At 70.3% G+C, this 16,189-nt stretch carries 14 protein-coding genes; 7 read left to right on the top strand and 7 right to left on the bottom strand.

The genetic code is table 11. The annotated features are described in order from the left end of the window. Together OEB96_RS27285 and OEB96_RS27280 are read left to right on the top strand one after the other, a co-directional pair. Positions 1–978 (top strand): hypothetical protein, encoded by a 978-nt coding sequence (locus OEB96_RS27285; RefSeq protein ID WP_266219685.1) that lies wholly within the window; start codon positions 1–3, stop codon positions 976–978. Between the two features lie 401 nt (positions 979–1,379). Further along, on the top strand, positions 1,380–2,015 hold the full coding sequence (locus tag OEB96_RS27280) for a hypothetical protein (protein WP_266219684.1): 636 nt from the start codon (positions 1,380–1,382) through the stop codon (positions 2,013–2,015). 48 nt (positions 2,016–2,063) lie between these two features. Here OEB96_RS27280 and OEB96_RS27275 read toward each other — a convergent pair whose 3' ends face one another. Beyond that, on the bottom strand, positions 2,064–3,071 hold the full coding sequence (locus OEB96_RS27275; RefSeq protein WP_266219683.1) for an NAD(P)/FAD-dependent oxidoreductase: 1,008 nt from the start codon (positions 3,069–3,071) through the stop codon (positions 2,064–2,066). Between the two features lie 172 nt (positions 3,072–3,243). On the opposite strand from OEB96_RS27275, the gene OEB96_RS27270 reads away from it, so the two are divergent. Then, entirely contained in the window at positions 3,244–4,650 is a 1,407-nt protein-coding gene (locus OEB96_RS27270; RefSeq protein ID WP_266219682.1) for an extracellular catalytic domain type 1 short-chain-length polyhydroxyalkanoate depolymerase, read from the top strand. Between the two features lie 36 nt (positions 4,651–4,686). Here OEB96_RS27270 and OEB96_RS27265 read toward each other — a convergent pair whose 3' ends face one another. Further along, a complete protein-coding gene (locus tag OEB96_RS27265; RefSeq protein WP_266219681.1) occupies positions 4,687–5,706 on the bottom strand; it encodes a PQQ-binding-like beta-propeller repeat protein in 1,020 nt (339 codons plus the stop codon). A 371-nt stretch (positions 5,707–6,077) separates the two neighbouring features. Here OEB96_RS27265 and OEB96_RS27260 point away from each other — a divergent pair, with 371 nt between their 5' ends. Continuing rightward, entirely contained in the window at positions 6,078–6,521 is a 444-nt protein-coding gene (locus OEB96_RS27260) for a hypothetical protein (protein WP_266219680.1), read from the top strand. 224 nt (positions 6,522–6,745) lie between these two features. Here OEB96_RS27260 and OEB96_RS27255 read toward each other — a convergent pair whose 3' ends face one another. Genes OEB96_RS27255 through OEB96_RS27240 form a run of 4 tightly spaced genes read right to left on the bottom strand, consistent with a single transcriptional unit; the run spans position 6,746 to position 12,110 of the window. After that, on the bottom strand, positions 6,746–7,891 hold the full coding sequence (locus tag OEB96_RS27255; protein WP_266219679.1) for a hypothetical protein: 1,146 nt from the start codon (positions 7,889–7,891) through the stop codon (positions 6,746–6,748). A 4-nt stretch (positions 7,892–7,895) separates the two neighbouring features. After that, positions 7,896–8,534, bottom strand: coding sequence for a hypothetical protein (locus OEB96_RS27250; protein ID WP_266219678.1), 639 nt, complete (start codon positions 8,532–8,534; stop codon positions 7,896–7,898). 22 nt (positions 8,535–8,556) lie between these two features. Continuing rightward, entirely contained in the window at positions 8,557–9,921 is a 1,365-nt protein-coding gene (locus OEB96_RS27245) for a formimidoylglutamate deiminase (protein ID WP_266219677.1), read from the bottom strand. Beyond that, a complete protein-coding gene (locus OEB96_RS27240) occupies positions 9,918–12,110 on the bottom strand; it encodes a retropepsin-like aspartic protease (protein ID WP_266219676.1) in 2,193 nt (730 codons plus the stop codon). Before OEB96_RS27240 ends, OEB96_RS27245 begins: the two co-directional genes overlap by 4 nt. An 89-nt stretch (positions 12,111–12,199) precedes the next feature. Between OEB96_RS27240 and OEB96_RS27235 the strand changes: the two genes are divergently transcribed. After that, on the top strand, positions 12,200–13,180 hold the full coding sequence (locus tag OEB96_RS27235; protein WP_266219675.1) for a hypothetical protein: 981 nt from the start codon (positions 12,200–12,202) through the stop codon (positions 13,178–13,180). Here OEB96_RS27235 and OEB96_RS27230 read toward each other — a convergent pair. Beyond that, positions 13,102–13,860 (bottom strand): hypothetical protein, encoded by a 759-nt coding sequence (locus OEB96_RS27230; RefSeq protein WP_266219674.1) that lies wholly within the window; start codon positions 13,858–13,860, stop codon positions 13,102–13,104. The genes OEB96_RS27235 and OEB96_RS27230 overlap by 79 nt on opposite strands. Before the next feature lie 93 nt (positions 13,861–13,953). On the opposite strand from OEB96_RS27230, the gene OEB96_RS27225 reads away from it, so the two are divergent. Together OEB96_RS27225 and OEB96_RS27220 are read left to right on the top strand one after the other, a co-directional pair. Then, on the top strand, positions 13,954–15,030 hold the full coding sequence (locus OEB96_RS27225; RefSeq protein ID WP_266219673.1) for a DUF2914 domain-containing protein: 1,077 nt from the start codon (positions 13,954–13,956) through the stop codon (positions 15,028–15,030). Between the two features lie 82 nt (positions 15,031–15,112). Beyond that, positions 15,113–16,150, top strand: coding sequence for an SGNH/GDSL hydrolase family protein (locus OEB96_RS27220; RefSeq protein WP_266219672.1), 1,038 nt, complete (start codon positions 15,113–15,115; stop codon positions 16,148–16,150). Positions 16,151–16,189: the final 39 nt, after the last annotated feature.

Genomic DNA, 16,189 nt, shown 5'->3' with positions numbered 1-16,189 from the left:
ATGCTCGGGTCCAACGCAACCCCAGCCGCCATCGGGCGGACCTGCATCGGCCTGTGGCTGCTCGCCCTCGTCGGCTGCTCCGATCCGCCCGAGGATCCCGAAGTGGCCCACGCCATCATCGGCCCCTCCGGCGGCCTGCTCACCTCGACCGACGGCGTGCTCACCCTCGCCATCCCTCCCGGTGCGCTCGAGGAGGACGTCGAGCTGTTCATCCGGCGCAGCGGCGAGCCACCCGGAGTGTACGGGCAGGCCTACGTCGTGCGCCCCAACCCCGTGCTGCTCTACGACGCCAGCATCACCATTCGCCAGGAGCTCCCCGACGACCCCACGGGGCTTGCGGTGGGAGCGATCGACATCGACGACTACGAGGCCGATCGCGGGCGATGGGAACCACTCCCCGTGCTGCGGATCGACCCCGAGGCCAAGCTCGTCAGCGGTCTCGACGACGGGATCTCCGTCTTCTACGCCCTGCTCGACGACGCCGAGCCCAGCGCCGCGACCACGACCACCACCACCAGCGGCGGTACCAGCTCCACCACCACCACCACCACCACCACTACTGGTGACGACCCCACGACCGCCGGCGACCAGACCACCGGCAACACCGACCCCACCACCGGGGCCGCCGACGAGAGCACGAGCACCGGCGACACCACGGGTGCGTCCGCGGTCGGCTACGCCGACGACGTCGAGCCGATCCTCGAGGCCAGCTGCAGCTGCCACATCGACGGAGTCGAGGCCGGCCTCAGCCTGCTCGACGGCCATGCCAACCTCGTGGACGTGCCCTCGACCCAGGTCCCCGCACTCGATCGGATCGAGCCCGGCTCGCCGGAGGACAGCTACCTCTGGCACAAGCTCCACGACACCCACGCCAGCGTGGGTGGGACCGGCAACCCCATGCCCGCCCCTGTGGGCGGACTTGCGGCCGGTTCACTCGCGATCATCGAGGCGTGGATCCTCGACGGCGCCGTACCCTAGGGGCCAACGCTAGGGACTGGCGGCAGGCGCGATTTCGGCCCGGGGCCACACTGCTTCGATGGCCAGCACCGATCCCCCAATTGCCAGCAGCACCGCGACCCAAACCAGCGATCGCCGCTGCTTCCAGCTCAGCGCCCGATACGACGCGGTGGTCCATGCCACCAACCGCACACGCTCGCTGCTGGGATCGTAGATGAACTTTCGGACCACGCTTCCGCGCCGTGTACCACAGTGTCGGGCGACAGGGCCAGGGTACGGTGCACTCGCCCTTGGAGCCCTGCACATCCGGTGAGATCGCTCGCACTCGCACATCGCCGCACGTCTCGCCGTCACACGCAGCCCTCAACGAAACGGCCAGTCGGCTTCGGGACTACCCTGGCGCTTCCGGGTACGCGATAGTCATGGTGACGATGAGCGGCAACGACTGGAGCGACAGCCTGTTCAAGGACGAGAAGGGCGACTCGCTGGGCGACGGTACGTGGGGCAAGCCCGAGGAGCCCAAGCTCGCGCCCGTCGCTTGGGACAAGCTCCCCGAAGCACCCGATCCCAAGAAGAAGGTTCGCGCTCGGCTGGCCACGCCCGCGCCCGGCAGTCAGAAGGAATCGGGCTTGCTCGACATCAAGCAGCTCGCCCCTTCGCTGGCGGCCGGCATTCGCGACGGAGGCTCCGAGCCCGCGCACAAGCGGCAGCCCACCCCGGCCCCCGTCGATCCTCCGCGAGGCGCTCGTCTGGCCACCGCCGCCAAGGGCAGCGCCGGCTCGGGCCTCATCGACGTCCAAGAGCTCGCACGCATGCAGGAGAAGCCCAAGGCCGCCGACTCGGTGGCCGAGGCCGCAATCGAGGCAATGAACAGCTCCGCCTCCATGAGCCGCGACGCACTCGGCGTCAGCGGCACCCACAACACCGTGACCCCGCCCCCCGACGTCGACCTCGACGACGAAGTTCCAGCGGGCGGGCAGAGCAAGCTGTTCCTCGTGATCGGGCTCCTCGCCGTCGCGTTCGTGGGCATGGCGATCTACGTGCTCACCAGCATGTGAGGCTCCCGATCCATGCACGACCTCCCGTGCATGTCGTGGGTGGCTCGTTCACCTCAGTGAGCGCAGCACCCCCGCCGCCGCCTTGCGGCCGCTGAGGAACGCCCCCTCCACGCGACCGCCCCCCAGCCAGTCCCCCGCCAACGCCACCCCCGCCTCGTCGTCGCCCAGCGAGCGCGGACGCGCGTGCGGGTCGACCCCCGCCTGGCGCCAGCGATGCGCCATCGTCTGTGACACCGCGCGCGGGCTCGGCCCGCCGCGCTCGTGCCAGGCCTCGAGCATCGCCTCGGTCACATCGAGGTGGTGATCGTCCCAGTGCGCCCGCGTCCACGTCGCCGTCGCGTGCAGCACCCACGCCTCGTACGAAGGCCGCCCCGCCTTGCTCGACTGACGCATCGCCCACGAGAGCGGTGAGCCCTCCACGAACGCAGCGTCGTAGCCCGTGGGGAACACACCGGGCATGTACAGCATCAGCGTCCAGCACGGCTCCATCACCACCGCCTCGGCCGCCGAGCGCAGCCCGGCCAAGCCGGGGTGCTCGCGCATCAGCTCCGCCGCTTGCCCCGCCGGAATCGCGAGCACCACCCGATCGAAGCCATCGTAGAGCCCGTGCTCGTGCTCGAGCGACCATCGAGAACCCTCGCGGCGCATCCCCGTCACGCGCACGCTGGTGTCGACCGTCAGTCCCTCGGCCAGCGCCCGCGGCAGCGCGCTCATCGTCGGCGTCGCGATCCAGCGCTCCTCCCCGTCCGAGAGCGGCCGTACCCCGTCGGGCCCCGCCACCGCCAGCCGACCCGTCCAGCGGACCAGCGTGCCCCCCTCGATCAGCGGCGCGAGCATCCGGCGAAACCACCGATCGCGAATCGTCAGGTACTGCGCGCCGTGGTCGAACGACAGCCCGTCCTCGGTGCCATGCGTACAGACGCGCCCGCCCTCCTCGTGCCCCTTGTCGAGCACCCGCACCTCGATCCCATGCCCCTGCAGCACGCGAGCACACGACAGGCCAGCGATGCCGCCACCGACGACGGCAACCCGAGGACGAGCGGACGAGGACACCACGCCAGCACCCTACGACGTTCCGCTCCCATGGCCACGCCACACGATGTTGCCACGCAGCACCATGTGAGTGAACGACCTGTCATATTCGGCCACAATTGCCTTGAATTCGTGGTTTCAGGCCCGTATTGGTTTTGCTGCAATGCAGCACTGGAAGACGTCTGCCACCTTCGCGATGGTCCTGGGACTCGGCTGTGCACCGGTCGACGAAGCCGACTTCGAGGTCGCGCTTCGAAGCGGCTGGAACGTAGGGGCCCGTGGCGGCCTGAGCGGTGCCCTCTACACCCCGGTGGCCAACGGAACGATCGGCGACGGCCGCTCGCTCTTGGTGGTGCTGCACGGCTGCTCCCAGAGCTACGGCAATCTCCAGACCTACGGCAACTGGGTCGACACCGCCGAGGAGCACGGCATGGTGATCTCCTTGCCGGGCGTCGCCGGGGGCGGCGTCTACTTCGGGTGCTGGGACTACTACGGCGGCACGCACTCCCGCAACGGCGGTGACGCAGCCGACATCCTCGGCCACGTGAATGCGCTGCTGGCCGATCCCTCGCTGGGGATCGATCCCGATCAGGTGTACATCGCCGGCCTGTCATCCGGCGGTGGCATGGCGATGGTGATGGCCTGCCTCGCCCCCGACGTGTTCGCGGGCGTGGGCATTGCCGCAGGGCCCACGGTGGGAACGACCGCGTTCCAGATCAGCTCCGTGTCCACCAACGCCGGAACGGCCCAGGCCACGTGCGAGTCGCTGGCCGGGACGCACGCCGGAGACTTCGATACCCAGCTCGCGGCCGTGATCAGCGGCACGAACGACTACACCGTCGCGCAGGGCTACGCCACGCTCAACGCCCAGGTGTTCGCCAACATCTACGCCGACGCGGCGGGCGGCGGCGCACTGGGAACGGCGAGCCTGGCCGTGGAGAGCCTTCCTGGCTACCAGCCGGCCGGGACCGGCTCGGTACGAACCGATGAGCACGGGACGCGCGTGGCCTCGATCTCCGCCACCGGGATGGGCCACGCGTGGCCGGCCGGCTCGGGCTCGGGCTACGAGATCTCCTTCGTCGCGCGGCAAGGGGTCGACTTCGCCGCGGTGCTCGCCGACCTGTTCACCAGTGGCAACCGCCGGGTGGAGCACGACGCAGGCATGGGCGGTAGTGGTGACACCGATGGTGGTGACACCGGCGGTGGGGGCACGACCGGTGACGACGATGGAGGCACCACCAGCGGTGACGATGGAGGCACCACCGCCGGTGATGATGCAGGCGACGACGCGGGCACCACCGCCGGTGGTGATGATGCAGGCGACGACGCGGGCACCACCGCCGGTGATGATGCAGGCGACGACGCGGGCACCACCGCCGGTGGCGAGGAGCCGTGCGAGCCATGGGTGAACGCGGTGACGGCCACCATCAGCGGGCACTTCTCGCGCTTCGGCGTCCACCCGGGCGGCTACGGAGCGGCCGACATCACCTACGTCGCGCTGTTCTCGATCTACGGCATGAACACCGCGTTCACGCTCTACCAGGGCACGAACGGCGCCTGGTACCACGACCCGGCGAACCTGCCCGGGGCCGGCTGCCCGTAGCTCGCCCCGAGAGCGCTGGCCATCCCATCAGCGCCCTCAGCCGCGCCCGGTGGCCTTGGGACGCTCGACCTTCTCGAGGCGAGGCTTGGCCCCGTCCCACCCCCGCAGCGCGAACAGGTGCCGCGTCCCCGGATAGACCGTCACCTCGAGCAGACCATCGTCGGTCAGCACGAAGCGCTCGGCCGCCTTGGGCACCGAGAGCTTCTGCATGATCTTGCCGTCGCCACGGCGCACCACGTAGATGTAGTCGCGCTCGTTCGTGAACCCGTAGCCGGTCACGATGTAGTCGCCGTGCACCAGGAATTCACCGTTCGACACCAGCGACCGCGTTCGCCACCGCACCGTGCTCGTCGCCGGATCGTAGGCCACCAGCGCCGAGCACTTGCCACCTGCCCCGCTCGAGTAGCTCTGGCAGGCCTCGTTGAAGTAGAGCGTTCCGTCGGCCCAGCGAATGTCCTGCACCTCGAGATAGGTGGAGGCCGACAACAGCTCGTGCAGGCTCACCCGCCAGCGCTCGTTGCCCTCCACATCGTACGCGCGCACGAAGTAGTGGCAGTTCTCGTCCCCGCCCAGCCCACAGCTGCTCGCACCGTAGGGATCGCGATAGAACGCCATGAACTCGTCGCCCACGCGATCGAGCAGGAACAGCTCGGCGGTCTCTTCCATCAAGGGCACGAAGCCAGGCACCTGCGGACCCACCCATACGCGCGGGCTTCCCTTGGACAGCGCCCCCTCCACGTGGCTGCGCAAGCGACCTCCGAAGACGTCGCCGCGCGTGCGTGGCGGTGCTTCGACCGTCAGATCGCCGGCTCGACGAACCGGAGGAGCAATATAGGGATTCGGCTCGCGGGGCTCGGCCACCGCGGGCTCCGCCACCACGAGCTCACTCGACTCGACCACCGAGGGTGACGCCACCGGTGATGCAGCCTGCTCGTCGGCCTCGCCCTCCATCGCCATGGGCGACGTCAGTGACAGCGGGGCATCCGGCCGGCCCGCGCACGCAACCAGAGCCAGAAGGCCGGAAGAGATCCCCAATGCGGCGCAGGTTCGCACCATCGAACGCAGCCTAGCAGCCACGCATCGACCGGCTCCCAGCGACCCGCGCCTTTCTGGAAACCAGCCCAATTTCAAGCACTTCACCATCAGTAAGCGTCATTACTGACATCCAGTTTACACAATGATCTCGGGCTCTTTACGTTCACGAGAGCAAATGGGAGTGGCCCCCTCGAAAACCCACGCTAGCCTGGAATTCGTGCCAATAACGGCCATTGGAAGCGTTTGGAGCCTCTTCCGACCCCTCGCGGGGCTACCGGGACCAAGCGGTGCTGGATTGAAGCTTTGCTCTTGGGCTTCGTCGAAGCCCGCCAACCAGCCCGGCCGGGAGAGGACCTAGACCTTGCCTGGCCCCAACCCACGGGGATTAGACCATGTACCTACGAAGGAACCGAGTCCGCTGCGGTGACACCCGCCGAACCTACCTCTCCATTGCCCACAACGTGTGGTGGTCTGGAGAAGGTACTCGAAAGGCCCAGAGCCGGCCGATCGTCGTCGCCAGCTTCGGCGTCGAGGACAACGTCGACATCGATCTCGCCCGTGAGCTGGTGGCCGCGGTCGAGCGCTGCGCACCCAAGTTCTCTTCGCGGCGTGGGGAAGGCAAGGCGGTCACGATGCGGATCGCCCAGGAGATCCGCAAGATCGAGCCCTTCCTCAAGGTCCTGGCCAGCCGCAAGCTCGGCCTCTCCCAGCACCTCCCCCCCCATCCCGAGCGCAGCGAGATCCTCGATACGTTGATCCGCAACCAGCTCGCCGAGCCCACGGGCGCGCGTGAAGAGGAGATCCTCTCGAGCATCCGCGCCCGCCTCGCTTCGTAGCGTGGCCCCATCGAGGCCCGAGCCCCAACCATGAACGGGCCGGGCCTCGATGCCGTCGTTCGACCGTCGATCACTACCCCGCAAGGCCGGCTCGTCCTGGTCGTGGCACGCTCTCCAACGAGGTGTCACGACCAGGGACGCTCCCTGCAAGTGCGTGGTGAAGATCCCTTCGCAGCGGCATCCCAGCGCCGCAGCCCGAGCATCGGCAGGCCTGCTCGAGGACGCTAGCCGAGCAGCTCGAGCACCAACGACTCGGGCAGCGCGAGCTCGGGCTTGCGCGACACGAACACGTGCGGAGCCTTGCCCGTGGTCACCAGCGTTCCGTATCCCAGCCGAGGTGCGAGCACCTCGAGCACCTGGAGCTCGCGGCCGCCGATCGTGCGAGTCTCGGCCCGCTCCTCGAGCATGGGGCGGGCGAGCGGAGCGCTATCCACGAAGACCTCGCTGAGGAAGTCCACCCGAATCGCGATGTCACAGCGCTTGCCCTGCAGCCCGTCGGTTCGATCGCGAGGCAGCCCCGCTGGCAGATCTCCCACGATCTTGGAGAGGATGAACGGCTCCAAGAGATCGGGCTCGGACAGCTCCGCCCTGGGGCACGCGACGATGCCCAGCTCGTCCACCACATAGGGAACGTGGGCCTCCACCTCGGCGGCGCGGCGCTGCTGCTCGACTTCCTCGGCGGCGCGCTCCTGCTCGCGGCGCTTGAGATCCTCGGACACGGACAGCTTGGGCTTGGCCGGAGCCGCGCCCTGCCCCCCCGCGCCCTTGTCGGCGGCGGCCGCGGGCGCAGCCTCCTCGGGATCGCCGCCCGCGGGAGATTGGCCCGCGAGCGTCATCAGCATGGTCTGGTCGTCCACGTTCGGCTCGAGCAACGGAATCTCGATGCTCGGACCACCCGCAAAGCCGCTGGCCAGCTCGTCCACGTCGAGCCGTAGCTGCTCGCACAGCTTCTCGACCGGCCAGTGCTCGGCCCCGGGCGCCTGGCGATCGATGCTGCCCTCGTCCGCCGCGAGCACCTGGCCTCGCTGCGCGACGAGGAAGGCCTCTCGGCGCTCCTGCGGCGGAGCGCTCTGCACGTAGTACATGAAGCACTGGCGCGGGAGCACCTGGCTCATGGCCACGGCGATGTCTGCGTTCTCGCGCCAGAACGCGACGGGGTCGTCTCCGACGACCTTGCCCTCGATGTGCCCGAGCACCAGCTGTGTCCGTGGGTGGCGCGTGAGGACCAGCCTCGCGTCGGTGATGTCTCGTGCCTTGCTCACCAGCAACTCGGCCGCGACGGCCGCGAGGTGGCTGACACGGAAGGGGTCGAGCGGGATCAAGATCCCGCCGTGCTTGGTGGGGAGCGTGGAAGGGGAGAGGTCGGTCATGGCGTCAGCTCGCGTCGATCACGGCCACCGAGACTTGCCACAGGCCCGTGGCCTCGTCGGTGACGAAGCGGGCCACCACCAGCAGCGCGCTGCCCTCCACGGGACACGTGAAGAGTCGATCGGCCGTGGGCGGCGGCGGCTGGTCGGCGGTGGGACGAGGGGTTGCGTCGGTCCACGGGCGGGTGCACCAGTGCTCGGTCTTGCGAACGGCCTCTTCGGCCAGCGCGGAGCCGTCCGCGAGGGAGAGCTCCGTGGCCACGAGACCTATCACACCCTCGCCGCCCAGTTCGAGGGTGAACGCATGGCCGTCGATCTGGACCGGGGGATTGGGGATGCACACCAGGACTGGTCCGTCGGCGGTGTCCCGGGGTACGGGCTGCACCTGACACCAGCGCTCCGCGAGGCGCGCCATGGTCTCGTCGTCGGTGCCGACGGCCGTCTCGGACAGTGCGGTGTCGAGGATCTCTTCGAGGCGCTCCCAGCCAACCCGTATGGGCTGGGCTTCGGTGTCGCCACCCTGCGCGTCGTCGGGCCCCCCGCGGTCGCTCGGCCCCTCCGCGGGGGCCTTGCTCGCGTTGCCCCAGGCCTTGCGCACGCGCTCGTCCGTCCGCTTGGCGCAGGACAGACCCACGCCCAAGGCCACTGCGATCGCTCCCCATCGCCGGCTAGACCGCATGGCTCCGCTCGATGCCACCCACGAACACGTGCCGCACCACCGCGGCCGTCCCCGCGCACATCGAGGCGTCGAGCACGTGTCGCGGGGCCACGCCGCGAAAGAACGGCAGGTCCAGGCCCACGGTGAGGGCATCGAAGGGGCGGCCCACGGCGAGCCGGCCCGAGCGATCGGCCCGACCCAGCGAGGATGCGCCGCCCTCGGTGGCCATGCGCAGCAGCACGGGGCCCACGGAGCCGAGGCCGTCGCACAGCCGCAGGCGAGCCTGGCCGCGCAGCCGCTCGTGCATCTCGAGCAGGCGCGCCTCCTGGATCAGGTCGATCACCGCGTTGCTGTCGCTGCCGAGCGACAGCTCGATCCCGGCCTCGCGCAGCTCCACCGCGGGCACGATGCCATCGCCGAGATCGGCCTCGGTGGTCGGGCAGGCGCAGACGTGTTGGTGGGCGAGCAGGCGATGATCGGCCGCGTCGGTGTGTACGGCATGCACGGCCGTGAACGCGCGCGAGCGCTGGCAGTAGCCGGCGTCGGCGAACACCTGAGCGGGGCTGTGTCCGTGCTCGGCGTGGCACTCGTGGTTCTCGCGCGGCTGCTCGCCGAGGTGGGTGTGCAGCGGCAGCCCGTGGGACAGACCATAGCCCGCAACCGCCTCGAGGGCGGGCCGCGGCACGGCGCGGATGCTGTGGGGCGCCAGGCCGAGCTCCACCCCGCGCGTGCGCAGGTCGTCGACGCGACGCAGATAGGCGTCGACGTCGGCGTCGCAGAAGCGGCGCTGCTCGGGGAGCGGCTCGCGGCCATGCCCCGCGCGCAGGTAGAGCACCTCGAGCATCACCACGCGAATGCCCGTGTCGGCGGCCGCTCGTAGCACCTGCCAGGACAGCTCGTTGGGATCGTCGTAGGGCCGCCCTCCGGGCTGGTGGTGGAGGTAGTGGAACTCGCCCACGCAGGTGATTCCGGCGGCGAGCATCTCGGCGTAGGCCTGTCGCGTGATCTCGTAGAGGCCCTCGGGGGTGAGGCCCTCGGCGCAGCGATACATGGCCTCGCGCCAGCTCCAGAACGAGGAGGGATCGCTGGCCCCACGGCGGTGGGTGGCACCGCGGATGGCTCGCTGGAACGCATGGCTGTGGGCGTCGACCAAGCCGGGCAGGAGCGCGACCGGGCCCAGATCGCGGGTGACGGTGGTCGCGGTCGCGGCGGGCTCGGGTGGCGATGGCGGGCTGCCCTGGAGGTCGTCGCCCGCGTGGCCGGTGGCAAGGATGGTTCCGCTCGCATCGACGAGCAGCCACGGCGCATCGACCCACGCGCCATCGATCACGCCGTGCGCGGCTCGGTAGACGGTCGACGGAGCGGACGAGGTCATGGCTTGGGCTCGGGCGCGGCCTTCTTGGCTGGCTTGGCCTTGCCCGGGGCCGGCTCGGCCTTGGCCTTGCTTGGCTTGGCGGCCTTGCCCGGGGCCGGCTCGGCCTCCTTGGCGGGCATGGCCGATGCGCCGCCGACGAAGTAGATCCGCCGGGTGTCGAAGTCGATCGTCCAGCGACGGCGACCCATCACGCCCAGGCCGACCATGCCGTCGAGGCGAAAGCCATCGACGGTGGAGGTCTGCTCGAAGAACCCGTAGGCGGCCTCGAGACCCGTCAGGCGGGTGTCACCGAGCGCGAACGATGCGATGTCGACCATGGGCGCCACGCCATCGCGGACGACCGGGGCGCCCACGCCACCGTGGCGATAGGCGAGCGTGGTCGCGGTGAAGTCGGCCCCGCGCATGCCGGTGTTGACCAGGTAGATGCCCTCGGCGTCGTTGAGCTCCGCCATGACGTAGAGGTAGTGCGTCTCGTGCTGCCAAAACGGCACGCCCTCGCCGACGCGACGCGCCTGCTGCTCGGGCTTGCAGCGGCTGCCCACCAGCTCGATCACCTTGCCCGGGACGTCGACGGTGACCTGGAAGTCGGCCAGCAGGCTCAAGCCGAGCACCGCCTTGACGTCGGTCAGCGCGTCGCCGGCCATGTCGGCCATGGCCCGGTCGTCGAACACGTCGACGGGGACGTTGGCGAAGCCGATGTCCCCCACGGTCATGGTCTCGGCTTGGCCGTAGCCGACGGTCGGGGTGCCGGGCGGGGTCTGGCCCAGCGGGCGCACCGAGATCCCGCGCGCGGTCGCGAACTTGGCCGAGAGGATGAGATCGGATGCGCCGCTGTCGACGATGGCCGAGACGGGCTCGCCCTCGACCTCGATCTCGACCACGGCGAGCGGCTCGGTGGCGACCATGGGCACGGTGGTCACGCAGCTGCCCTTGGGCGAGGTGGTCTGCACGGGCTTGCCCACGAAGCTGCGAAAGCGCCCGGCGAGCACGGGGTCGCCCGCCGCATCGAGGGCCTTGGCGAGCTTGGGATAGTCGCGGCGGCGATAGTGGATCCACGCCTCCTCGCGGGCCGCGAGGCTGGGCTTGAGACCGGCCGACTCGGCCTTGCGCAGCACCGTGAGCGCCTCCTTGAGCTCTCCGCGGAGCACGTGCGTACGCGCGAGCAGGACCATGGCCTCGGGCTCGCTGGCGTCGAGGGCGAGGGTGGCCCTGGTCGCCTCCATCACGGTGTCGAAGTGGGCGGCCTGCCACGCGGCGCGGGCGAGGGCGATCTGGGCGGCGGCGTCGTCGGGCTCGGCCTTGGCCGCGGCAACGGCCCCCCGCAGGATCGACAGGCGTTGATCGGGCAGCGGCTCGGGCGGAGGCAGCTCGGGCAGCGCGAACAGGGTGGGCTCGACCTTGCCGTGATCGACCCGCTGGGTGACGAATTCGACGATCTGCTGCATGTCGCCGAGCTCGTTGATCACGCGGATCAGGTGGGGGACCTGGATCCCGTCGAGCTCGCGGTAGTCGTCGTAGACGATGGTCTGGCGCTGCACCTCGTCGCCCTCGCCCTCCTCGACGACCTCCTCGCGCAGCAGGCCCGTGGCGCGATCGAACCACATGGTCTTGGGGCTGGCCGCGCTGCCGGGCATCTCCCAGTGCACGCCGTCGAGCACGGCGACCTGGCCCTCGCTGTCCTCCTTGCGCGGGCGGGCGAGGGTCACCTCGATGCCGCGGGACTCGAGGTCGAAGTACCAGTGGAGCACGGCGTCTTCTTGCGACAGCTCGAGCTCGTCGTCGTTCTCGAGCCGCACGACGTCCCCGGCGAGCTGCCAGCCGACCTTGCCGTCGAAGCCCTTCTCCTCGACCTGCTCGCCGAGCACGGTGCGGCGATAGAGTTTGCCGTCGGCGGTGGTGCGCAGCAGGAACGACCCCACCTGATCCTCGGACAGGCAGGACTCATCGCCGGGCGAGCAACCCTCCTGGGCGCGAATGATCATCCGGGCCTCGATGGTCCGTGCCGGGATCGCCCGCAGCGCCTTCTCTCCGCCGGTGCCCTCGATGTAGCGGTCGAGCACCTCGGCCGCAGTGCTGGGCGCGGCGGCCGTGCCGTCGGGCTCATCCACGAGCTCGGGGGGAACCTTGAGGCATCCCGCCGGCAGACCGAGCCCGGCCAGGGCCATCCACGAGAACACGAGGCTTCGCACGCGGGGCAGGCTTGCCCGGGCCCACCGGGTCGTCAAGGGGCGGTGCCGTGTGGTGCGAGCCCGGGTGGGCCTGCTAGCCTCGGGCGGCGTTGCCGTGGGTCCGCTCATCGCCGCTGGGGCTCGGGCTGGGACTGGCGCTTGGCGCCGCGAGCCCGGCCGCCGCCACCTCCCCGGTCGAGCTGCGTCCGGTTCGAGCGGAGCTGACGGCGGTCGCGGGGCTGTCGGTCGAGCTCACCCCGAATTGTCGCGCCCAGGTGCTGGCCGAGCTCACCGAGGGCCGCCGGCTCGGCGAGGGCTGCCGTGCGGATCGGGAGCTCGTCGGGCGAGCGCTGGTCCGTCGCCAGGACGCGTTCGGCTTCGTGGAGCGCCGCGAGGTGGATCTCGCACGGCTGCGTCTGGTGCTCGGCGTGGCCCGGCGCTGCCGGCAGTGGCCGCTGCGCGACCCCGATCGCGACGTGCTGCGCCGCACCGACGTGGACGAGGCCGGCTGCCGATTGCGCCGGCACCAAGGGGAGCTGTCGTTGGTGCTCATCGATCGCGCCGGTCGCCGGCACGAGCCGCTCCCTCCAGTGCGAGCCGACCGCGACGGGCGGGTCTCCGTGCGCTTCGGGGCGGTCGACCGGGCCCTGCGAGCGCTGGGCAAGGGATCCCTCGACGGATACGCCCGCCTCGAGCTGGGCGACGGCGGCTGGGCCGGCCACGTGGACCTCGACGAGCTGCTGCGGCTCCGCGCCGACTGGCACCTGACGTGGTTGCAGCGTGGTCGTGGTGCGCCGGGGCTGTTCGTGGTGCAGCACCCGCGACACCCTCGGGCCGACACCGCGCGCACCTTGGCGGCCGATGCCGCGCTGGCGCGACAGGAGCGAGATGCCGAGCGAGTGGAGGAGGGCGAGCTGCCTCCCCAGGTGTTCCTCGATCGCTACCCTCGCTCTCCCTACCGACGACGCGTGGAGGCGTGGATGCGGGCACGAGCTCGACGGCAGGACGAGCCTCAGCGCCCCGAGCGCCCGGCCTCCGCTGCGCCGGGCGGAGGCCGACGAGGAGGCACCACCGGGGGCATGGGCCCATAGGCCGACATATCGGGATACTCCGACGGCAGCTCCTCGAAGAAGCCCACGTAGTCGACGCGCGCCTGGCCGCGGTAGATGACCAGGTGCATCGCGATCATGGTCGCCTGTCCCTCGGCAAAGACGGTCCACATGGGCTCGGCTCCGGTCGCGTGGAGCATCTGGATCCCGGGCGGCACGGGATAGCTGCGCCAGTTCGCGTCATGGGGCAATCGCATGGCGGCGCGACGAAACGCCTGGAAGAACGCCTCGCCGTCATCGCCGGCGAAGATGGGGCGCGAGCCGACTCGACGACGATCGGGCCAGCCCCACCGTGCGTCGGGCGTGAGGATGAAGCCCAGGCCGTCGAGTCGATCGTGGGCCGCAGCGATGAGCAAGGCGGCCGTGAGGCGCTTGGATTGGAACGGCAGCCGCCAGGTTCGCGACTCGTCCTCCCAGGTCACGGGCACTCGCACTTGGTCGCCAACCACTCGCGTGCCGACCACGTCGGGATCGCGATCGATGTACGCCTGCAACAGGTTGCGACTGACGTCGCCTTCGGCCGGAACCACCGGCTCGGGTACGCGCTCGACCGGCTCGGTGTCCGGCAGCTCGGGCGGGAGGTTGGGATCGCACCCGAGCGGGATCGTCGCGAGCGCGAACGCAAGCGCAAGCCTGGGGGGCCACCGGAAATTGTCCAGCATCGCCCAAGACTTAGACTCGTGGGCGAAGATCGGCAAGCACGCCGCGGACCGGCCGGTTTGCCCGTGGCGAGCGTTCTGGCAGGATGCAGGGGCATGACGGGCGGGTCCGACGACGCCCGGCCTCCTGCGGACGAGCCCAACGCGGTCGATGCGGCCTGGGATGCGCTCGTCGAGGAGACCGGGAAGGACGAGGAGGATTCCGGTCGGGCGGCTTCCACGGGCGAGCCCCCTGCTGGCGAGCCTCCTGCGGGCGAGCCGAGCACGAGCAGCACGCCGCCCTCGCTGACTGCGGCCACGAGTGCAACCCTTCACGCGCGAGCCGATGACGAGATGGCGCGCCTGATGGAAGGCGACGAACCCAAGCCTGCATCCACCACGACTCGTCCACGCCCATCGAGCCAGGACGTACCCGCCCGTGCCTCTCGCCCCCTCGAGCCCGGCCCTTCGACCCCTTCACCCGCGGCTCGCGGTCTACCGTGGGCATGGATCGGCGCGGGCGCGCTCGCCCTGGGAGCGGTGACCCATCTCGTGACGCAGGAGGGCTCGAGCAACGACGGGCGCCCCGAGACGCAGGCACCGGTGACGGCCCCCGAGCCCACGCGCTCCGCTCCATCCCACGTCCCCGATCTGGGCTCGGCCATCGAGACGCAGCCGAGCGAGGGCGACGACGCCGGCCCTCACGACGCCAACCGAGACGAGTCGCCCAACCCCAACGCCGAGGCCCGCACGGGCGATCCTCGGGAGCCGCCATCGGGGACCCCTCCGGAGATCGCCGCCGTCTTCCGCCGCCTCCCCGTCAGCCCCTCCGATCGTCCGCCCGTGGGCGGGATCGGAGCCAGCGGGATCCACATCGATCACATCGCCATGGGCTCGGAGACCACGGGAGCCACGTGCTCGGGCAAGCCCGACGACTTCTCGGTGAGCGCACGCGAGCGAGCCGGCGTCTGCGTTCGCGTGGTCCACCCACGCGAGAAGGAAGAGCTGCAGGTCCTGTGGGAGAAGCACGGCGGCTCCACGCGACGCAGCAAGATGGTGGTCCTTCCCATGCACGCCTACCGCACGCGCGGCTACCTGGTCCTGCGCTCCGAGTACATCGGCGACTGGACCGTGCGCATCCTGTCCTCCGACGGCGTGGAGCTCGCTCACCACGAGTTCACCGTCGTTCCCTAGCTCGAAGCTCAGCTCGAAGACCAGATCGATGCCCTTGGCTCCACGAACGAATACCCAGAGCCCTTCGGGGGTCCTAGCGCCGATGTCGACCCGAGGATCGCGGAGCTCCCGCCTGTTCTCCCTCGCCGTGGCCCTGCTGGCCCTCACGAGCGCGCCCACGGCCCACGCCGAGCCCCCCGATGCCGCCACCGAAGAGGGCGCCAACGAGCCCGCCGAGCCCCCGCCCACCTGGCGCTTTCGTCACGACGACAAGCCGGTGAAGGTGGTGGTGCTCGCGGGCTCGATCGGTGCGTGGCCGCGCCAGCCCTACGCCGAGCAGCTCGAGAACCTGTGCGCCAACGTCGAGGTGCGCAACATCTCCAAGACGGGTCTGGGCGCGTGGGCCCTCAAGGAGCGCTTCGAACAGCAGGTGATCGACAACGGCCACCTGCGCTGGAACGTCGAGGGGCAAGAGCACTGGCTGGTGTTCGGCGGCGGGCTCAACAGCGTGGGCAACCCCCGCTCGACCAACCACCACATGCGTCGCCTGTTCGAGCTGGCCCATCGTCGGGGCATGAAGGTGGTGGGCCTGACGCTGACGCCGTGGGGGTCGGACCAGGACAAGCGCTGGCGCGACGTCAACGGCCTCAAGAGCCTGCGCACGACCCGAGCGGTGGTCGACTTCATCATGGGGCGCCTCGATCCCGAGCAGGCCCTGGGCGCGCTGGCCAGCAAGCGGCGCGTGGCCGCCGATGCCCCGTGGGACCCCAGCGAGCTGCCCGACGTATCGATCGATCTCCACGACTCGCCGCTTCGCGACCGCGAGGCACCGCTGCGCGACCTCGACGAGGTGCGGCAGATGCTGGCCAAGAGCAAGGAGTGGCAGCGCGCCCACTCCGACCTCGACGAGCTGCAGCGCCAGACCAAGCTCGAGGCCGATGCGCGCGAGGTGGCGGAGATTCCCCGCTGGTACATGCGCAAGGAGCTCCACAGCTTCGATCACATCCACCCCAACGCGGATGGGCATCGCCTGATGGCGGAGACCATGTGCCCCTCGCTCCCCGAGAGCTGGGGCTGCGCGTGCCCGAGCCAGGACGACGACGCCGCGGACCCGGCCTCCACGGACGTCGGCGCACCGTAGCCCCGCCTTTGGTTCTGGCACCGGAGCGAGCTACCGTGA

Source organism: Paraliomyxa miuraensis (genome assembly GCF_026337845.1).
GTDB lineage: Bacteria > Myxococcota_A > Polyangia > Nannocystales > Nannocystaceae > Paraliomyxa > Paraliomyxa miuraensis.
Note: the sequence above shows the minus strand (reverse complement) of the source record. Positions and strands in the feature narration are given on the sequence as shown.

Excerpts from the sequence above, each read along its gene's own strand:
- OEB96_RS27285 (WP_266219685.1), top strand. The coding sequence starts at position 1 with ATGCTCGGGTCCAACGCAACCCCAGCCGCCATCGGGCGGACCTGCATC.
- OEB96_RS27280 (WP_266219684.1), top strand. The coding sequence starts at position 1,380 with ATGGTGACGATGAGCGGCAACGACTGGAGCGACAGCCTGTTCAAGGAC.
- OEB96_RS27270 (WP_266219682.1), top strand. The coding sequence starts at position 3,244 with ATGGTCCTGGGACTCGGCTGTGCACCGGTCGACGAAGCCGACTTCGAG.
- OEB96_RS27265 (WP_266219681.1), bottom strand. The coding sequence starts at position 5,706 with ATGGTGCGAACCTGCGCCGCATTGGGGATCTCTTCCGGCCTTCTGGCT.
- OEB96_RS27260 (WP_266219680.1), top strand. The coding sequence starts at position 6,078 with ATGTACCTACGAAGGAACCGAGTCCGCTGCGGTGACACCCGCCGAACC.
- OEB96_RS27255 (WP_266219679.1), bottom strand. The coding sequence starts at position 7,891 with ATGACCGACCTCTCCCCTTCCACGCTCCCCACCAAGCACGGCGGGATC.
- OEB96_RS27245 (WP_266219677.1), bottom strand. The coding sequence starts at position 9,921 with ATGACCTCGTCCGCTCCGTCGACCGTCTACCGAGCCGCGCACGGCGTG.
- OEB96_RS27230 (WP_266219674.1), bottom strand. The coding sequence starts at position 13,860 with ATGCTGGACAATTTCCGGTGGCCCCCCAGGCTTGCGCTTGCGTTCGCG.
- OEB96_RS27225 (WP_266219673.1), top strand. The coding sequence starts at position 13,954 with ATGACGGGCGGGTCCGACGACGCCCGGCCTCCTGCGGACGAGCCCAAC.
- OEB96_RS27220 (WP_266219672.1), top strand. The coding sequence starts at position 15,113 with ATGTCGACCCGAGGATCGCGGAGCTCCCGCCTGTTCTCCCTCGCCGTG.